At 56.4% G+C, this 18,049-nt stretch carries 20 protein-coding genes; 14 read left to right on the plus strand and 6 right to left on the minus strand.

Annotation, left to right across the window (positions count from 1 at the left end; translation table 11 throughout):
- Positions 1-8 precede the first annotated feature (8 nt).
- The gene (gene add / locus L6R44_RS04390) at positions 9-1,010 is read left to right on the plus strand and encodes an adenosine deaminase (RefSeq protein ID WP_237423404.1); all 1,002 of its coding nucleotides are present in this window, start codon (positions 9-11) and stop codon (positions 1,008-1,010) included.
- Between the two features lie 54 nt (positions 1,011-1,064).
- On the opposite strand, the gene L6R44_RS04395 is transcribed toward add, so the two are convergent.
- A complete protein-coding gene (locus L6R44_RS04395; protein ID WP_237423405.1) occupies positions 1,065-2,105 on the minus strand; it encodes an oxidoreductase in 1,041 nt (346 codons plus the stop codon).
- A 243-nt stretch (positions 2,106-2,348) separates the two neighbouring features.
- Here L6R44_RS04395 and blr point away from each other — a divergent pair, with 243 nt between their 5' ends.
- The 12 genes from blr to gstA all read left to right on the plus strand — a co-directional run bounded on the left by blr (position 2,349) and on the right by gstA (position 12,514).
- Positions 2,349-2,474, plus strand: coding sequence for a division septum protein Blr (gene blr / locus L6R44_RS04400; RefSeq protein WP_168112406.1), 126 nt, complete (start codon positions 2,349-2,351; stop codon positions 2,472-2,474).
- A gap of 231 nt (positions 2,475-2,705) precedes the next feature.
- Positions 2,706-2,921, plus strand: a complete 216-nt coding sequence (gene ydgT, locus L6R44_RS04405; RefSeq protein ID WP_013096896.1) for a transcription modulator YdgT — start codon at positions 2,706-2,708, stop codon at positions 2,919-2,921.
- Between the two features lie 86 nt (positions 2,922-3,007).
- Positions 3,008-3,448, plus strand: coding sequence for a DUF2569 domain-containing protein (locus L6R44_RS04410; RefSeq protein WP_024909347.1), 441 nt, complete (start codon positions 3,008-3,010; stop codon positions 3,446-3,448).
- Between the two features lie 76 nt (positions 3,449-3,524).
- Complete coding sequence (gene rsxA, locus L6R44_RS04415) at positions 3,525-4,106, plus strand: electron transport complex subunit RsxA (RefSeq protein WP_008500564.1); 582 nt, start codon at positions 3,525-3,527, stop codon at positions 4,104-4,106.
- A complete protein-coding gene (gene rsxB, locus L6R44_RS04420; protein ID WP_237423406.1) occupies positions 4,106-4,684 on the plus strand; it encodes an electron transport complex subunit RsxB in 579 nt (192 codons plus the stop codon). Before rsxA ends, rsxB begins: the two co-directional genes overlap by 1 nt.
- Entirely contained in the window at positions 4,677-6,698 is a 2,022-nt protein-coding gene (gene rsxC, locus L6R44_RS04425; RefSeq protein WP_237423407.1) for an electron transport complex subunit RsxC, read from the plus strand. Before rsxB ends, rsxC begins: the two co-directional genes overlap by 8 nt.
- Complete coding sequence (gene rsxD / locus L6R44_RS04430; protein ID WP_237423408.1) at positions 6,699-7,751, plus strand: electron transport complex subunit RsxD; 1,053 nt, start codon at positions 6,699-6,701, stop codon at positions 7,749-7,751.
- 10 nt (positions 7,752-7,761) lie between these two features.
- Positions 7,762-8,382, plus strand: coding sequence for an electron transport complex subunit RsxG (gene rsxG / locus L6R44_RS04435; protein ID WP_032640031.1), 621 nt, complete (start codon positions 7,762-7,764; stop codon positions 8,380-8,382).
- Between the two features lie 2 nt (positions 8,383-8,384).
- Positions 8,385-9,071: an electron transport complex subunit E gene (locus L6R44_RS04440; protein ID WP_032640029.1), complete on the plus strand. Its 687-nt coding sequence runs from the start codon at positions 8,385-8,387 to the stop codon at positions 9,069-9,071.
- A complete protein-coding gene (gene nth / locus L6R44_RS04445; protein WP_042719087.1) occupies positions 9,068-9,703 on the plus strand; it encodes an endonuclease III in 636 nt (211 codons plus the stop codon). Before L6R44_RS04440 ends, nth begins: the two co-directional genes overlap by 4 nt.
- Positions 9,704-10,294: 591 nt before the next feature.
- Positions 10,295-11,803, plus strand: a complete 1,509-nt coding sequence (gene dtpA, locus L6R44_RS04450) for a dipeptide/tripeptide permease DtpA (RefSeq protein WP_237423409.1) — start codon at positions 10,295-10,297, stop codon at positions 11,801-11,803.
- 105 nt (positions 11,804-11,908) lie between these two features.
- Positions 11,909-12,514 (plus strand): glutathione transferase GstA, encoded by a 606-nt coding sequence (gene gstA / locus L6R44_RS04455; protein ID WP_032640022.1) that lies wholly within the window; start codon positions 11,909-11,911, stop codon positions 12,512-12,514.
- Positions 12,515-12,591: 77 nt separating this feature from the next.
- On the opposite strand, the gene pdxY is transcribed toward gstA, so the two are convergent.
- The 5 genes from pdxY to anmK all read right to left on the minus strand — a co-directional run bounded on the left by pdxY (position 12,592) and on the right by anmK (position 17,175).
- Positions 12,592-13,452 (minus strand): pyridoxal kinase PdxY, encoded by an 861-nt coding sequence (gene pdxY / locus L6R44_RS04460; RefSeq protein ID WP_237423410.1) that lies wholly within the window; start codon positions 13,450-13,452, stop codon positions 12,592-12,594.
- 67 nt (positions 13,453-13,519) lie between these two features.
- Positions 13,520-14,794: a tyrosine--tRNA ligase gene (gene tyrS, locus L6R44_RS04465; RefSeq protein ID WP_032640019.1), complete on the minus strand. Its 1,275-nt coding sequence runs from the start codon at positions 14,792-14,794 to the stop codon at positions 13,520-13,522.
- A gap of 125 nt (positions 14,795-14,919) precedes the next feature.
- Positions 14,920-15,576: a pyridoxamine 5'-phosphate oxidase gene (gene pdxH / locus L6R44_RS04470; protein WP_032640017.1), complete on the minus strand. Its 657-nt coding sequence runs from the start codon at positions 15,574-15,576 to the stop codon at positions 14,920-14,922.
- 57 nt (positions 15,577-15,633) lie between these two features.
- Complete coding sequence (gene mliC / locus L6R44_RS04475) at positions 15,634-15,957, minus strand: C-type lysozyme inhibitor (protein ID WP_032640014.1); 324 nt, start codon at positions 15,955-15,957, stop codon at positions 15,634-15,636.
- 93 nt (positions 15,958-16,050) lie between these two features.
- Positions 16,051-17,175, minus strand: a complete 1,125-nt coding sequence (gene anmK / locus L6R44_RS04480; RefSeq protein ID WP_237423411.1) for an anhydro-N-acetylmuramic acid kinase — start codon at positions 17,173-17,175, stop codon at positions 16,051-16,053.
- A 255-nt stretch (positions 17,176-17,430) separates the two neighbouring features.
- Here anmK and slyB point away from each other — a divergent pair, with 255 nt between their 5' ends.
- Positions 17,431-17,898, plus strand: coding sequence for an outer membrane lipoprotein SlyB (gene slyB, locus L6R44_RS04485; RefSeq protein ID WP_032640009.1), 468 nt, complete (start codon positions 17,431-17,433; stop codon positions 17,896-17,898).
- Positions 17,899-18,049: the final 151 nt, after the last annotated feature.

An 18,049-nucleotide genomic window follows, 5' to 3' on the forward strand; every position in this document is an offset into this window, starting at 1 on the left:
GTGCGACCATGATTGATACACGCCTGCCTTTAACTGATATTCATCGTCACCTTGACGGTAACATTCGTGCCCAAACCATTCTCGATCTTGGCCGCCAGTTCAATTTAACGCTTCCTGCACAGACGCTTGAGTCTCTGATCCCCCACGTCCAGGTCACCTCAAATGAACCGGATCTCGTCAGCTTCCTGAGCAAACTCGACTGGGGCGTGAAGATGCTGGCCTCGCTGGATGCCTGCCGCCGCGTGGCGTTTGAGAATATTGAAGATGCGGCCCGCAACGGCCTGCACTACGTGGAGCTGCGCTTCTCGCCGGGCTATATGGCAATGACCCACGGCCTGCCCGTTGCAGGCGTGGTGGAAGCCGTGATTGAAGGCGTCCGCGAAGGGTGTAAAACCTTCGACGTTCAGGCCCGTCTGATTGGCATTATGAGCCGCACCTTCGGCGAAGCCGCCTGCCTGCAGGAGCTGGAAGCGCTGCTGGCCCATCGCGATGCCATCACCGCTGTCGACCTCGCCGGTGACGAACTGGGCTTCCCGGGCAGCCTGTTCCTCTCCCACTTCAACCGCGCGCGCGATGCCGGCTGGCACATCACCGTGCATGCCGGTGAAGCGGCGGGACCGGAGAGCATCTGGCAGGCCATCCGCGAGCTGGGCGCCGAGCGTATCGGCCACGGCGTGAAGGCGGTAGAAGATCGTGCCCTGATGGACTTCCTCGCGGAGCAGCGTATCGGGATTGAATCATGCCTGACGTCTAACATTCAGACCAGCACCGTGGCGACGCTGGCGAATCACCCGCTGAAAACGTTCCTTGAGCACGGCGTGCTGGCCTCGCTTAACACGGACGATCCGGCGGTACAGGGGGTGGATATCATCCACGAATACAACATCGCCGCACCGCAGGCGGGGTTGAGCCGCGAGCAGATCCGTCAGGCGCAGATCAACGGGCTGGAGATGGCCTTCCTGACGCCTGTGGAGAAGCAGGCGCTGCGGGATAAGGTGGCAGCCGCGTAAACCTTTTTGCCGGGTGGCGGCTGCGCCTTACCCGGCCTACAAATTATCTTCACCTTATGCCAGACAGAGCGTGGCGCGATGTTTGGCAGATTCGATACCCAGCTCAATCAGCTCCATAATCTGAATCGCCTGGCTGGCCGGAACCGGATTTTCTCCCGTTCCGTTCAGCGCATCGCGGATAGCCGCATAATAGGCCGGATAGTTACCCGGTATCGTCAGCAGGGTCTCCTCAACCAGCTCCTCGCCTTCCACCCGCGTGACGACGCCGTCGCGCATATCGTAGCCCCAGTCTTCCTGCGGCAGACGCTCGCCGTTTTTCAGCCTGTCTTCCTGCGGATCGAGACCAAACTTCACGTAGCTTCCCCGCGTGCCGTGAATGATATAGCGGGCCGATTCGGCGGCCGCGACCATCGTGCCGTGGAGCACAATCCGCCGCTGCGGGTAACTGAGCACCGCGTGGAAGTAGTCGGTGGTCTGCGACCCGGGCCTCAATTGGGCCAGATCGACCGTCATGCTTACCGGCAAACCAAAAAGGGTAACGGCCTGATCCAGCAGATGCGGGGCTAAATCGTACCAGATACCGCTGCCCGGGCCGGCCTGCTCGCGCCAGCGGTTTCTCACCTGCGGGCGGAAACGGTCAAAATGCGATTCAAAAAAGAGGATCTCCCCTAGCGTGCCTTCACCGAGAAGCCGCTTTACCGTGAGAAAGTCGCTGTCCCAGCGGCGGTTATGGAATACCGACAGCACCCTGCCCAGGCTCTTTGCCAGCGCGTCCAGCTCACGCGCCTGTGACAGTGTCACGGTAAAGGGTTTGTCGACAACCACGTGCTTACCGGCTTCCAGCGCGGCTTTTGCCAGCGGGAAGTGGGTATCGTTCGGCGTGGGGATGACGATTAAATCAATATTCGGATCGTTGAAAAGGTGCTTTGGTTCAGAGACAACCGGCGCGGAGGGCCAGTCGGCATGGACTTTAGCGGCATCGCTGCTGGATACCGCCGCCAGCGCCATTCCCGGCGTCCCGGCAATCAGAGGCGCATGAAACGTTTTGCTCGCGTACCCGTAGCCGATAAGCCCGACGCGGATATTATCACTCATAGTGTCATCCTCTTTTATGACGTTCTTATTTCACACTGGCTAACCCGGCATGGCGGCAAATTAATAATGTGCCATATGATTTAAAATAGCAGGTTGTACGGGTTGTTTTTGTTACATAGTATTAACTTACTGATTTTGTTTAAGGGAACCGTTCCCAAAGCGCTTGCCGTCGGGGAAACGTCGCTGTAACATTTGCGCCCTGTCTTTATGGATAAAGTACAATTGCGAATCATGACGTCAATCATTAATCGAATCATTGAATTAGCGGGATGGATTGTCCTTGGGGTTTCGGTCATTTTGCTAGGCGTCGCCAGCCATATCGATAACTACCAGCCGCCGGAGCCTGTCACCGTCGCCCAACCTAAGTAACCGGTTACTGCAATAAAGAGTGACACAATATGTCAGTTACGTATTGCCAGCCCTGGTGAACACGGTTAACCTTCTCTTCCAGGCATCGTCTGATGCCTGAATTTCAGCAAAGAAAACTCCTAATTTCGTCGCGTGACCTGAGTGGGCTGTTTACGTCTTTATTAATCCGTTTATTATTCGACCGAATTACCTTAAAGGGTATTACTCACTTTTATATGGAAACTTATTAATATGACAGTTCAGGACTATTTATTAAAATTTCGCAAAATCAATTCGCTTGAGAGCCTGGAAAAACTGTTTGACCATCTGAACTACACCCTGTCGGATAATCAGGACATTATTAATATGTATCGCGCCGCTGACCATCGCCGCGCGGAGCTGGTGTCCGGCGGTCGTTTGTTCAACGTCGGTGAAGTGCCTAAGTCCGTATGGCGTTACGTTTTATAAGAAAGTAGCCATCCGCGCGAAATGTTATATACTCTCCGCCCTGCAAACTGGCTGTTCAACATTTCGCGCAGATTATGGGAGAGTTCATGACCGCAACGCCTGGAGAACGCATCGGAGGCTGGTTAATCGCCCCACTGGCATGGCTGCTGGTTGCCTTATTAAGCGCATCACTTGCGCTGCTGCTGTATACCACCGCACTGATTACCCCTCACGCCATCCAGACCCTGATGTCGCAAAGCGTGCTGAATATTGCTTTGTGGTTCGTGTCGTTCGTATTCGCGATTGGCATGTGGTACTACACGCTGTGGCTGACCATTGCCTTCTTTAAGCGCCGCAAGAGCGTGCCTAAGCACTACATCATCTGGCTGCTGATTTCGGTCCTGCTCGCGGTGAAGGCGTTTGCTTTTTCGCCCGTATCAGACGCGCTGGCCGTTCGTCAGCTGCTTTTCCCTTTGCTGGCCGCGGCGCTGCTGGTGCCCTATTTCAAGCGTTCGACGCGGGTGAAAAACACCTTCGTGAACCCGTAATAACCCTACAGATAACCTGTTGTCGCCTGCGTTGGTTTGTCCGATAATAGGCGGCTTTTTTATTTCAGGCTAAATAATGACCGATTACTTACTGCTCTTTGTCGGCACCGTGCTGGTTAACAACTTCGTTCTGGTGAAGTTCCTTGGCCTGTGCCCGTTTATGGGCGTTTCCAAAAAGCTGGAAACGGCGATGGGTATGGGGCTGGCGACGACCTTCGTGATGACGCTGGCGTCCATCTGCGCGTGGTGGATCGATACCTGGATCCTTATCCCGCTGGGGTTAACCTATCTGCGCACGCTGGCCTTTATTCTGGTTATCGCGGTGGTGGTGCAGTTTACCGAAATGGTGGTGCGCAAAACCAGCCCGGCGCTCTACCGCCTGCTGGGTATCTTCCTGCCGCTGATCACCACCAACTGCGCCGTTCTCGGCGTGGCGCTGCTGAACATCAACCTTGGCCATAACTTTATGCAGTCGGCGCTGTATGGTTTTTCCGCGGCCGTCGGCTTCTCGCTGGTCATGGTGCTGTTCGCCTCTATTCGCGAGCGCCTGGCCGCTGCGGATATTCCCGCTCCCTTCCGCGGTAATGCGATTGCGCTGGTGACCGCCGGTTTAATGTCTCTTGCCTTTATGGGCTTCAGTGGTCTGGTGAAGTTGTAATGAGTGCTATCTGGATTGCCATCGCCTCTATCAGCGTCCTGGGGTTAGCGTTTGGCCTTATCCTGGGTTACGCCTCCCGCCGTTTCGCGGTAGAGGACGATCCCGTTGTAGAGAAAATTGATGAGCTTCTGCCGCAAAGCCAGTGTGGGCAGTGCGGCTACCCTGGCTGTCGTCCTTACGCTGAAGCGGTGGGCATTCAGGGTGAGAAAATTAACCGCTGTGCGCCCGGCGGCGAAGCGGTGATGCTGAAAATCGCGGCCCTGCTCAACGTTGACCCGCAGCCCGTTGACGGCGACGCGGAGGTGCAGGAGCCGGTGCGTGCCCTGGCCGTGATCGACGAAGCCAACTGCATCGGCTGCACCAAATGTATTCAGGCCTGCCCGGTCGACGCCATTGTGGGCGCAACCCGCGCCATGCACACCGTCGTGGCGGACCTGTGCACCGGCTGTAACCTCTGCGTGGCCCCCTGCCCGACGCAATGTATCGAGTTACGCCCGGTTGAAACGACTACCGAAAGCTGGAAGTGGGATCTTCAAACCATTCCGGTTCGCAATATTCCTGTGGAACAACATGCTTAAGTTATTTTCTGCTTTCAGAAAAGAGAAGATTTGGGACTTTGACGGCGGTATTCATCCACCGGAAATGAAAACCCAGTCCAGCGGCACGCCGCTGCGTCAAATTCCGCTGGCGACCCGTTTCGTCATGCCGCTCAAGCAGCACATCGGGGCCGAGGGCGAGCTGTGCGTGAAAGAAGACGATACGGTTCTTCGCGGCCAGCCGCTGACCTTTGGTCGCGGACGTATGCTGCCGGTGCACGCGCCAACCTCCGGCAAAGTGGTCGCCATCGCCCCTCATACGGTGGCGCATCCGTCCGCGCTCTCAGAGCTGAGCGTGATTATTGAAGCCGACGGCGAAGACCGCTGGATCGATCGTGACGGCTGGAGCGACTACCGCGCCCACAGCCGCGAAGCGCTTATCGAGCGCATTCACCAGTTCGGCGTCGCCGGGCTGGGCGGCGCGGGCTTTCCGACCGGCGTCAAGCTGCGCGGCGGTGGCGATAACATTCAGACGCTGATTATCAACGCCGCCGAATGCGAACCGTATATCACCGCCGACGATCGTCTGATGCAGGACTGTGCCGCCCAGGTGGTGGAAGGCATCCGCATCCTCGCGCACATTCTGCAGCCGCGGGAAGTGCTGATCGGTATTGAAGACAATAAACCGCAGGCTATCTCCATGCTGCGCGCCGTGCTGGCGGGCAGTCACGATATCAGCCTGCGCGTTATCCCGACCAAGTACCCTTCTGGCGGCGCGAAACAGCTAACGCAAATTCTCACCGGCAAGCAGGTTCCGCACGGCGGACGCTCTTCGGATATCGGCGTGCTGATGCAGAACGTGGGCACCGCCTACGCCGTGAAGCGCGCGGTGATTGACGGCGAGCCGCTAACCGAGCGCGTGGTCACCCTGACCGGCGAATCGGTCTCCCGTCCGGGCAACGTCTGGGCGCGTCTCGGTACGCCGGTGCGTCATCTGCTTGAACAGGCGGAGTTTTGCCCGGGCAGCGACCAGATGGTGATCATGGGCGGCCCGCTGATGGGCTTTACCCTGCCGTGGCTGGACGTTCCGGTAGTGAAAATTACCAACTGCCTGCTCGCCCCTTCGCCGACCGAGATGGGCGAAGAGCAGGAAGAGAAAGGCTGCATCCGCTGCAGCGCCTGCGCCGATGCCTGCCCGGCGGATCTGCTCCCGCAGCAGCTGTACTGGTACAGCAAAGGCCAGCTGCACGACAAGGCAAAAGCCCATAACCTGGCCGACTGCATCGAATGCGGCGCCTGCGCCTGGGTCTGCCCGAGCAATATTCCCCTGGTGCAGTATTTCCGTCAGGAGAAGGCCGAGATTTATGCCATCTCCATGGAGGAAAAACGTGCGGCAGAAGCCAAAGCGCGCTTTGAAGCGCGCCAGGCGCGGCTGGAACGGGAAAAAGCCGCCCGTCAGGAGCGCCATAAGCAGGCCGCCGTTCAGCCTGGTGAAAAAGATCAGGATGCAATTAACGCCGCGCTGGCGCGCGTTCGCGAGAAAAAGGCGAATGCCGCCCAGACAGTGGTGATCCCGGCGGGAGAGAAGCCGGACAACAGCGAAGCCATTGCTGCGCGTGAAGTGCGTAAAGCTCAGGCTCGCGCCCGTCAGGCAGAAAAAGCGCAAACGGCCCAGACGGATGCTGAGGTTGACCCACGCAAAGCCGCCGTGGAAGCGGCAATAGCCCGCGCTAAGGCCCGCAAGGTCGGTGAGCAGAATGTGGTAGTCGAGCAGGACGCCGTCGATCCGCGCAAAGCCGCTGTCGATGCGGCCATAGCCCGCGCCAAAGCCCGAAAGGCGGCGCAGCAGACGCAGACCGCAGAACCCGAAGCCCCTGTCGACCCGCGTAAAGCCGCCGTCGAAGCGGCGATTGCCCGCGCTAAAGCCCGCAAGGCTGCGCAGCAGGAAGAGCAGCCGCAGGCCGCCAACGATGACCCGCGCAAGGCTGCCGTTGCCGCCGCCATTGCGCGCGTTCAGGCGAAGAAAGCCGCACAGCAAGCAGTTAACGAGGATTAAATGGTTTTCAGAATCGCAAGCTCCCCTTACACCCACAATCAGCGCCAGACATCGCGCATCATGATGCTGGTCTGCCTGGCGGCGCTGCCGGGCATTGCCGTTCAGTGCTGGTTTTTCGGCTGGGGAACCCTGTTCCAGATAATCCTGGGCTGCGCCAGCGCCCTGGCGGCGGAAGCCCTTGTGCTTAAGCTGCGCAAGGCGGCGGTCTCCCGAATTCTTGCCGACAACTCCGCGCTGCTGACCGGCCTGCTGCTGGCCATCAGTATCCCGCCGTTTGCCCCATGGTGGATGGTGGTACTCGGCACCGTGTTTGCGGTGATTATTGCTAAACAGCTGTATGGCGGGCTGGGCCATAACCCGTTTAACCCGGCGATGATCGGCTACGTGGTGCTGCTGATCTCCTTCCCGGTACAGATGACCAGCTGGCTGCCGCCGTACGACATTGCCGCCACGGTTCCGGGCTTTATGGATGCCCTGCACGTTATCTTTACCGGCCATACGGCCCTCGGCGAGGATATGAACGCGCTGCGAATGGGCGTGGACGGCATCAGCCAGGCGACGCCTCTGGACACGTTCAAAACGTCCCTGCACGCCGGGCACAGCGTTGAGCAGATCATGAAATCCGCGATCTACAGCGGCATGCTGGCGGGAGCCGGCTGGCAGTGGGTCAACCTGGCGTACCTGCTGGGCGGCCTGTTCCTGCTGCAGCAGAAAGCCATCCGCTGGCATATTCCGGTCAGTTTCCTCGTGACGCTGGCGGTCTGCGCCACGCTTGGCTGGGTATTCTCACCTGAATCACTGGCCAGCCCGCAGATGCACCTGCTCTCCGGCGCGACCATGCTGGGCGCCTTCTTTATCCTGACGGATCCGGTGACGGCATCAACGACTAACCGTGGACGCCTCATCTTCGGCGCGCTGGCAGGCCTGCTGGTCTGGCTTATCCGCAGCTTTGGCGGCTACCCGGACGGCGTGGCCTTTGCCGTCCTGCTCGCCAACATTACCGTTCCGCTCATCGACTATTACACGCGTCCACGCGTGTACGGCCACCGCTAAGGGTTTCGCCATGTTAAAAACGATGCAAAAACACGGCGTCACGCTGGCTGTCTTCGCCGCGGTCCTGACGGGGCTGACGGCACTGGTGAATGCGTTGACCAAAACGACCATCGAAGAACAGGCCACTAAGCAGCAAAAGGCGCTGTTCGATCAGGTGATCCCGTCAGATTTCTACGATAATGACCTGCAAAAGAGCTGCTTCGTGGTAGACGCGCCGCAGCTTGGCAAAGGCCCGCACCGCCTGTTTATCGCCCGCAAAGGGGATAAACCGGTCGGCACGGTGATGGAGGCGACGGCACCCGACGGCTATTCTGGCGCCATTCAGCTGCTCGTCGGCAGCGATTTCTCCGGCACCATACTGGGCACCCGCGTGACGGAACATCATGAAACGCCGGGTCTTGGCGATAAAATTGAAACCCGTCTGAGCGACTGGATTTTGCATTTCGCCGGTAAAGTCATCCATGGTGAAGGTGACACCGCGTTTGCGGTGAAGAAAGATGGCGGCGAGTTCGACCAGTTCACCGGGGCGACCATCACGCCGCGCGCCGTGGTGAACGCCGTAAAACGAGCCGGGCTGTATGCTGAAACGCTGCCCGCGCAAATCAACAATCTTCCGGCCTGTGAGGAGTAATCATGAGCCAGGTTAAAGAGGTTATTGTCCAGGGGTTGTGGAAGAACAACTCCGCGCTGGTCCAGCTTCTGGGGATGTGCCCCCTGCTGGCGGTCACGTCCACCGCCACCAACGCGCTCGGTCTGGGTCTGGCCACCACGCTGGTATTGACCCTGACCAACCTCTCCATCTCTGCCCTGCGCCGCTGGACGCCGTCGGAAATACGTATTCCGATTTACGTCATGATCATTGCGTCGGTGGTCAGTATCGTCCAGATGCTGATTAACGCCTACGCGTTCGGCCTGTACCAGTCGCTTGGGATCTTCATTCCCCTTATCGTCACCAACTGTATCGTGGTTGGACGTGCGGAAGCCTTTGCGGTGAAAAACAGCCCCGCCATGTCGGCGCTGGACGGTTTTTCCATTGGTATGGGGGCGACGGGCGCCATGTTCGTGCTGGGCTCGCTGCGTGAAATTCTTGGAAACGGTACGCTATTTGACGGCGCAGACGCGCTGCTGGGCGGCTGGGCCAAAGCGCTGCGCATTGAAGTGTTCCACACCGATACGCCGTTCCTGCTGGCGATGCTGCCGCCCGGGGCGTTTATTGGCCTTGGCATGATGCTGGCAGTAAAATACCTGATTGATGAAAAACGTAAGCGCCGCGCGGCCGAGCGTAGCGTTCTGGAAGGGACACCCGAGAAGGCCTCATGAATAAAGAAAAGCGCATTGCGATCCTGACCCGTCTGCGGGACGAGAACCCGCACCCGACGACGGAGCTGAATTTTACCTCCCCGTTTGAGCTGCTGATCGCCGTGCTGCTTTCTGCACAGGCTACCGACGTGAGTGTCAATAAAGCCACCGCCCTGCTCTATCCGGTCGCCAATACGCCGAAGGCCATGCTGGAGCTGGGCGTGGAAGGCGTGAAGTCGTATATCAAAACCATTGGCCTGTTTAACAGCAAAGCCGAGAACGTCATTAAGACCTGCCGGATCCTGCTGGAACAGCACGGCGGTGAAGTACCGGAAGATCGCGCTGCGCTGGAGGCCTTACCGGGCGTAGGGCGTAAGACCGCGAACGTGGTGCTCAACACCGCGTTTGGCTGGCCCACCATTGCCGTGGATACGCATATATTTCGCGTGTCTAACCGGACAAACTTTGCGCCGGGGAAAAATGTTGAGCAGGTCGAAGAGAAGCTGTTAAAAGTGGTTCCGGCCGAATTTAAGGTTGATTGCCATCACTGGCTGATTCTGCATGGCCGTTATACCTGTATTGCCCGTAAGCCTCGCTGCGGCTCATGTATTATTGAAGATCTTTGCGAATACAAAGAAAAAGTCTATTCCTGATCGCCATAATCCCCTACCAAAAGAAGGGCTACCAGACGCCCTTCTTTTGGCCGTTATTTGTCCGCCTTTCGTTTGCCCTAACCTGTCACTTGTTCGGCTGTTTAACGCCCAAACAGGTTAATACTTCTTTCATAGCCAAAAATTTCTATACATCTGTGATCGCGATCACCCTGATAACTTCATGTTGATTTTTTGTTGTCAAAATCGGCTTAAACCCTTTGTCTGACAAGATGCTTCTCTTTCTTTACCGACGATAAGACCAGCTATTTTTCAGAATATGGGCTATACCACTGCCAGAAGAGGCAAATAGCAGAACATATCGCCAAATGCCCGTCATGGAGGGTTGTCGCCAGTCGAAAAAACTCCCTTTACTCATCGTATAAAATTTAACGCTGAATAACATTTGTATGAACCGACGATTATACCACCCCAGATATATGTAACAGATTATTACAAACGTCTTGCCAGATGGGGCAGGATAGTGAACATTACCCGCCGTTTCTCCTCCCAATATAACTATAAGGCGTATGGGCTACGGCCATCGCGCTATGAACACCCCCGTTAATATGGGATGTAAAAAAAGAGGTATATGTGTCTACTGCAAACAATAAACCAACAGATGAAAGCGTGAGTCTTAACGCTTTTAAACAACCAAAAGCGTTCTATCTCATCTTCTCTATTGAGTTATGGGAGCGTTTTGGTTATTACGGCCTGCAAGGGATCATGGCGGTTTACCTGGTAAAACAGCTGGGTATGTCCGAAGCCGATTCCATCACGCTGTTCTCCTCCTTCAGCGCCCTCGTCTACGGTCTGGTTGCTATTGGCGGCTGGCTGGGTGATAAAGTTCTCGGGACTAAACGTGTCATCATGCTGGGCGCCATTGTCCTGGCGATTGGCTATGGTCTGGTAGCATGGTCAGGGCATGATGCCGCTGTCGTGTATATGGGTATGGCGACAATTGCCGTCGGTAACGGGCTGTTCAAAGCGAACCCGTCCTCCCTGCTCTCTACCTGCTACAGCAAAGATGACCCGCGTCTGGACGGTGCATTCACCATGTACTATATGTCCATCAACATCGGTTCATTCTTCTCCATGCTGGCAACCCCATGGCTCGCAGCTAAGTTCGGCTGGAGCGTGGCGTTTGCGCTGAGCTTCGTCGGTATGCTGATCACCGTGGTGAACTTCCTGTTCTGCCGCAGCTGGGTTAAAGACTACGGTTCAAAACCTGACTTCGAACCTGTGCACATGGGCAAACTGCTGGCGACCATCGTGGGCATTGTGGTTCTGGCTGCGATCGCCACCTGGCTGCTGCACAACCAGGGTATCGCTCGCGCCGTTCTGGGCGTGGTTGCGCTGGGTATCGTGATCATCTTCGCGAAAGAAGCGTTCGCTATGCAGGGTGCTGCACGCCGTAAGATGATTGTGGCGTTCATTCTGATGCTGGAAGCAATCATCTTCTTCGTACTGTACAGCCAGATGCCAACGTCTCTGAACTTCTTCGCCATTCGTAACGTTGAGCACAGTATCCTGGGTATCGCGTTCGAGCCGGAGCAGTATCAGGCCCTGAACCCGTTCTGGATCATGATTGGTAGCCCGATTCTGGCCGCTATCTATAACAAGATGGGCGACCGTCTGCCGATGCCGCATAAGTTTGCGATTGGTATGGTGCTGTGCTCCGGTGCGTTCCTCGTGCTGCCGCTGGGGACTAAATTTGCGACCGACGCAGGTATCGTGTCCGTTAACTGGCTGATTCTGAGCTACGCGCTGCAGTCTATCGGCGAACTGATGATCTCCGGTCTGGGTCTGGCGATGGTGGCTCAGCTGGTTCCACAGCGTCTGATGGGCTTCATCATGGGTAGCTGGTTCCTGACCACTGCCGGTGCAGCAATTATCGCAGGTAAAATTGCGAACCTGATGGCCGTGCCGGAAAACGTTACTGACCCACTGGTCTCCCTGAACGTCTACGGTACCGTGTTCATGCAGATTGGTATCGCGACAGCGGTAATTGCCGTTCTGATGCTGCTGACCGCGCCGAAGCTGAATCGTATGACTCAGGATGACGATAAAACCGCAAAAGCGACCAACACCGCTAACGCGTAAGAGTATTGAGAAACGACCGAAGAAAAGCCGCTAATGCATTAGCGGCTTTTTTTTTGTCTATCCGCGCACTAACATAGCTGAAACCTCAGCAAAAAGGAGTTACCGATGAAACTGTTCTACAAACCGGGCGCGTGCTCTCTTGCTTCACATATCACCCTGCGCGAGAGCGGCAAAGATTTCACGCTGGATGGCGTTGATCTGATGAAAAAGCGTCTGGAAAATGGCGATGATTTTCTTGCTATTAACCCCAAGGGACAAGTTCCGGCGCTCCTGCTGGATGATGGTACTCTGCTGACCGAAGGCGTGGCGATTATGCAGTTCCTGGCCGACAGCGTGCCGGATCGCCAGCTGCTGGCGCCGGTCAGTACCGTTTCTCGCTATAAGACGCTGGAATGGCTGAACTATATTGCAACCGAACTGCACAAAGGCTTTACGCCGCTGTTCCGCCCGGATACGCCAGAAGAGTTCAAACCGACCGTACGTGCGCTTCTTGAGAAAAAGCTGCAGTACGTTAACGCGTCGCTGAAAGACGACCAGTGGATTAGCGGTTCGCGCTTCACGATTGCCGACGCGTACCTGTTTACCGTTCTGCGCTGGGCGCGCGCGGTTAAGCTGAATCTGGAAGGGTTAGACCACATCGCATCGTATATGAAACGCGTCGCAGAGCGTCCTGCGGTGGCTGCGGCGCTGAAAGCGGAAGGTCTTAGCTAATATCGCCCGGCGGCGCTTCGCTTGCACGGGCCTAGGGGTTTTGTAGGCCGGGTAAGCGCAGCGCCACCCGGCATGTTTTACAACTGCGTTGCGCTAAAATAGTGCTCCGGCTTCGCGATACGATCCTGCGCCGCGACCACCTGCAGCTCATATTCCTGCATCTCTTTCGTCTCAATCATGATTTCGTACACCGCCGCAGTGACATGCTCCAGCGCGTCTCTCACCGTTGCGCCCTGCAGCAATTTCACCAGCAGAAGCCCGCTGGTCACATCCCCCACGCCAACCGGCTGGCGCAGGCCGAAATCGACCAGCGGACGGCTGATATGCCAGGCGTCATCTTTCGTCACCAGCAGCATCTCAAAACGGTCCTGGCTCAGCCCTGCGCGCGCGAGGTGTTTTACCAGCACGACTTCCGGCCCCTGAGCGATCAGCTCGCGAGACGCGCTTACCGCCTCATCTACGCTGTTAACCGAATGCTCGCAGAGAATTTCAAGTTCAACCAGGTTTGGCGCAATGATATCGCTGGCGGGCAGCGCGTGGCGGACGTGAAACTCTGCGACGCCGGGCGCCACGATACAGCCTTTCTCCGGATGGCCCATGACGGGGTCGCAGAAGTATTTTGCCGACGGGTTTGCCGCTTTCACCTGGCGCACGATGACGAGGATATGCTCCCCCTGCTCGGCTGAGCCGAGATAACCGCTCAGCACGGCGTCACAGCGCCTGAGCTGGTCGATATCCGCAATGCCCTGCACAACCTCGGTAAGGTGCGAAGGCGGCATCACGCAGCCGGTCCATTTGCCGTACTGCGTGTGGTTTGAGAACTGCACGGTATTGAGGGGCCAGACGTTGACGCCGAGGCGACGCATCGGAAATTCCGCTGCGCTGTTGCCAGCATGTCCAAATACAACGTGGGACTGAATGGCGAGGATATTCTTCATTATTTTCTTACCAAACCCTGAAAAAACAAAAAGGGGCGTGGTTTCCCACGCCCCTGGAGACTGTTAATTACTTCCAGCAGACAAGGCAGTAGTTTTTCTTACCGCGACGCAGCAGCGTGTAGCGGCCATACAGACGGTCGCCGTCAACGAAGGTATATTCCGGATCGGCCTGCTTTTCACCGTTGATGGTGATCGCATTAGACGCGATGGTTTTACGCGCCTGACCGCGGGAAGGCTGGAGCTCGGAGTCCACCAGCGCCTGCATCAGGTCAGCCCCTTTTTCCATCTCAACCATCGGTACGCCGTCCTGCGCCAGCTGTTCGAAGTCCGCTTCGCTCAGATCGCTCAGGGTACCGTTGAACAGGCTTGCGGTAATGCGTTTTGCCGCGGCCAGACCTTCTTCGCCGTGAACCAGTTTGGTCACTTCGTCCGCCAGCACGTACTGGGCGCGCGGTGCTTTACCGCTGTTCTTGTCTTCTTCTTCCAGCGCATTGATGTCTGCAATATCCATGAAGGTGAAGAACTTCAGGAAGCGGTAAACATCGGCGTCTGCCGTGTTGATCCAGAACTGGTAGAATTTGTACGGGCTGGTTTTCTTCGGATCCAGCCACACCGCGCCGCCTTCCGTCTTGCCGAATTTGGTACCGTCTGCTTTGGTGATCAGCGGAACGGTCAGACCGAAGACCTGGTTCTGGTGCAGACGGCGGGTCAGGTCGATACCGGAGGTGATGTTACCCCACTGGTCAGAACCGCCAATCTGCAGGGAAACGCCGTGCAGCTTGTTCAGGCAGGCAAAGTCATACCCCTGCAGCAGGTTGTAGGAGAACTCGGTAAAAGAGATACCCTGATCGTCACGGTTCAGACGCTGCTTAACCGCCTCTTTGTTAATCATCTGGTTAACAGAGAAGTGCTTGCCGATATCGCGCAGGAAGGTCAGCACGTTCATGCTGCCAAACCAGTCGTAGTTGTTCGCGGCAATTGCAGCGTTATCACCACAGTCGAAGTCGAGGAACGGTGCAACCTGTTTGCGGATCTTATCCACCCACTCCTGCACGGTATCTTCGGTATTCAGTTTACGCTCAGCGGCTTTAAAGCTCGGGTCACCAATCAGACCGGTTGCGCCACCCACCAGAGCAACAGGCTTATGGCCCGCCATCTGGAAGCGTTTCAGGCATAACAATGGAACAAGATGCCCCAAATGCAAGCTGTCAGCGGTGGGATCGAAGCCGCAATAGAGCGCGATCGGGCCTTGCGCCAGTCGCTCTGCTAACGCTTCCTCGTCCGTCACCTGGGCCACGAGGCCCCGCTCTTGCAATTGTTTAATCAAGTTACTGCTTGCCATCAAATTCTCCATGTATAAACGACTGCACCTTTGCCGGTACACGACTTTTCGCCTGATGCGAAAGGACCATAGAATAAAGCGCAAGCGCGGCGTGCGCTAGCGCTTAAATCAACAAATTTCGGGGATTACGGCGCCAGTCTGTCGATTTTCCAGCCGCTATCCTCGCGCTGGTATAAAAAGCGGTCGTGCAGGCGATGTTCGCCCCCCTGCCAGAACTCTATTTGCTCAATCGGGATACGGAAGCCGCCCCAGAAGCTTGGCAGGGGAATTTCACCCTGCTGGAACTTCTGCTTAAGCTCCAGGAATTTACTTTCCAACACGCCGCGGGCAGAAATTCGGCTGGACTGTTTTGATACCCAGGCGCCAATCTGGCTGTCGCGCGGGCGGCTGTGGAAATATTTCACCACTTCAAGGGTCGAGAGACGTTCCGCCTTGCCGGTGACCATGACCTGTCGTTCCAGCATGTGCCACGGGAACAGCAGGCTGATGCGCGGATTGTTTTCTAAGTGGTGCGCCTTGCGGCTGCCAAGGTTGGTGTAGAACACCAGCCCTTTCTCGTCATAATGCTTGAGCAATACGATGCGCTGATACGGTTGACCGTTTTCATCTACCGTGGCGACAACCATGGCCGTTGGGTCGGCGAGTTTCGCTTCGCAGGCCTGTTTCAGCCAGCGTTCAAAAAGCACGAGGGGTTCAGCGGGAAGATCCTGGCGACGCAGGCCGCCTTTGGTGTATTCACGGCGCAGATGCGCAATTTGCTGCAGTTCGTCGTTATCTGACATGGCGTTAGCTGACGTTGAGAGTGGGTGGCGCTATTGTGCGCCGCCCCTGTAAAAATCTCAACGCTTCGGATTTTCGAGCTGGCAATTGTTCAGCACAATGCGGTCGCGTTTGTAGACCGTAGCGCTGTCGCCTTTCGACCAGAATACATAGATACCGTCGGTGTAGCGTGCGCCCGAGGCCGACATGCCCTGCTTCAGCGTCAGCAATTTATTGTCGTAAACAAAACTGGCTTCCTGGCGTGGATTATTCAGCTTTACCGTCAGCGGCTTTTCGTCGCAGCGATACTCCAGCGTATCGGTCTGCATGCGCTCAATAAGCTGGTTGTAGACGCTGCATCCTGAGAGCAACAAAGGGGCGGCAATAAGAAGTAGTTTTTTCATGGGCGTATTCCGAAGACTTTCCTGGTCCTGGAGGGCATGGCTGCCCTCCTGTTTCGTTCCATTCTAACGACGACGCGCCGCGCTGAATTTCAGTTAACTCTGATTATGACGAGGATTTGCCGGGAAAATCGCCCCAAGGACGCTCGCCTCGCGCGCACCGGTTACGGACGGTAAATTCCCCGGCAGTCCGGCTATCGTGCGCCATGCAAGCCAGGCGAAGGCCAGCGCTTCCATATCATCACCGCTAATGCCTGCCTCATCCGTGGTCGACACTTCAGTGCCCGGCAGTAGCCCGGCAAGACGCGCCATTACCAGCGGATTGCGGCTTCCGCCTCCGCACACCAGCAGGCGTTCACATCCGCCGCTGAGAAGCACCTGTTCGGAGATCGACACGGCCGTGAGTTCGGCAAGCGTCGCCTGGACATCCTGCGGCGCAAGCGCCGGGAAGGGTGCCAGCTGACGTTCAAGCCAGCCTAAGTTGAAGTATTCACGCCCCGTGCTTTTCGGCGCGGGTAAGGCAAAATAGGGATCGCTCAGCATGGACTGCAACAGCGGCAAAATGACTTTTCCCGCGCTCGCCCACTCCGCGTTTTTGTCATACGGTTGGCCGCACTGGCGCCAGATCCAGGCGTCCATTAACATGTTGCCCGGGCCGGTATCGTAGCCGCGGACCGGCTGTCCTGGGATGAGCATTGACAGATTGGCGATGCCGCCAATATTAAGCACCATACGCCGTTCGAACGGGTGCGCCAGCAACGCCTGATGGAACGCGGGCACCAGCGGCGCGCCCTGACCGCCCAGGGCAATATCGCGACGACGAAAATCGCCAACTACCGTTACGCCCGTCTTTGCCACAATCTGGTTGTTATCGCCGATTTGCAGGGTATGCGGGGCCTCTCCGCCGGGCTCATGCCAGACCGTTTGTCCGTGACACCCGATAGCCACCACATCCTGCGGGCGAAGATGTTCTTTTTGCATCAATGCCTGCACCGCATCCGCAAACAGCGCCCCCAGGCGAACGTCAAGTTGCCCAAGCTGGGAAAGGGTCAACTGCTGGCCCTGACAGATGCTCAGAATATCTTCCTTCAGCGAAATGGGGATTGGCCAGGTCAGGCTTGCCTGCTGTGCCACCATTTTTTCGTCAATGGCGGCCAGAACGACATCTACCCCATCCAGGCTGGTACCCGACATCACACCAATGTAGCGACCCGATTTCATGCGCTTTCCTTACGTTACGTGGGCTAAGGATACCCACTCAACCATAAACGGCGCAGCATTGCCATCCGGCGATAATATTTTTTAACAATGTCAGACGGGTAACACAGACGGCACCTGTTTATCTCTCGTTAAGTCAAATTCAAGTACAATTTTCCTATTGTTAGTGCAAAGATATGAACTATGGCCCCTTATGCCATATAATTTAGCCATAACGGATGCCCCAAATCGGGCGTTTTTGGTGAACAGGAGAGTCAAATGATTTTACGTGTACTGGGCGTTTCGCTGATTGGTTTAACTCTGGCTGGCTGTGTGAATGACAGTTCACTCTCTGGCGACGTTTACAGCGCTTCTGAAGCGAAACAGGTTCAGAACGTGACTTACGGTACCGTTGTTAACGCACGTCCTGTACAGATTCAGGGTGGTGATGAAAACAACGTGATGGGCGCAATCGGCGGTGCCGTGCTGGGTGGTTTCCTGGGCAATACCGTCGGCGGTGGTACAGGCCGTTCTCTTGCAACAGCCGCAGGTGCCGTTGCGGGTGGTGTAGCAGGCCAGGGCGTTCAGGGTGCGATGAACAAAACCCAGGGCGTAGAGCTGGAAATTCGTAAAGACGACGGCAGCACGATCATGGTTGTTCAGAAACAAGGCAATACCCGCTTTTCTGCAGGCCAGCGCGTAGTGCTGGCGAGCAACGGACGTCAGGTGACCGTGTCCCCACGTTAATAAAAAAATGGATGTGGTCACCGGACCACATCCATTTACAATATATATCACTTACATAAATATATTTACAAAATACATTTAGCACATCAATTATCAATTAAGCTGTATATTGTTTCTGCGCAAAGTATTTATCGAATTAATTGTTTAGACT

The sequence above is a fragment of the Enterobacter cloacae complex sp. ECC445 genome (assembly GCF_021892025.1).
Lineage (GTDB): Bacteria > Pseudomonadota > Gammaproteobacteria > Enterobacterales > Enterobacteriaceae > Enterobacter > Enterobacter chengduensis.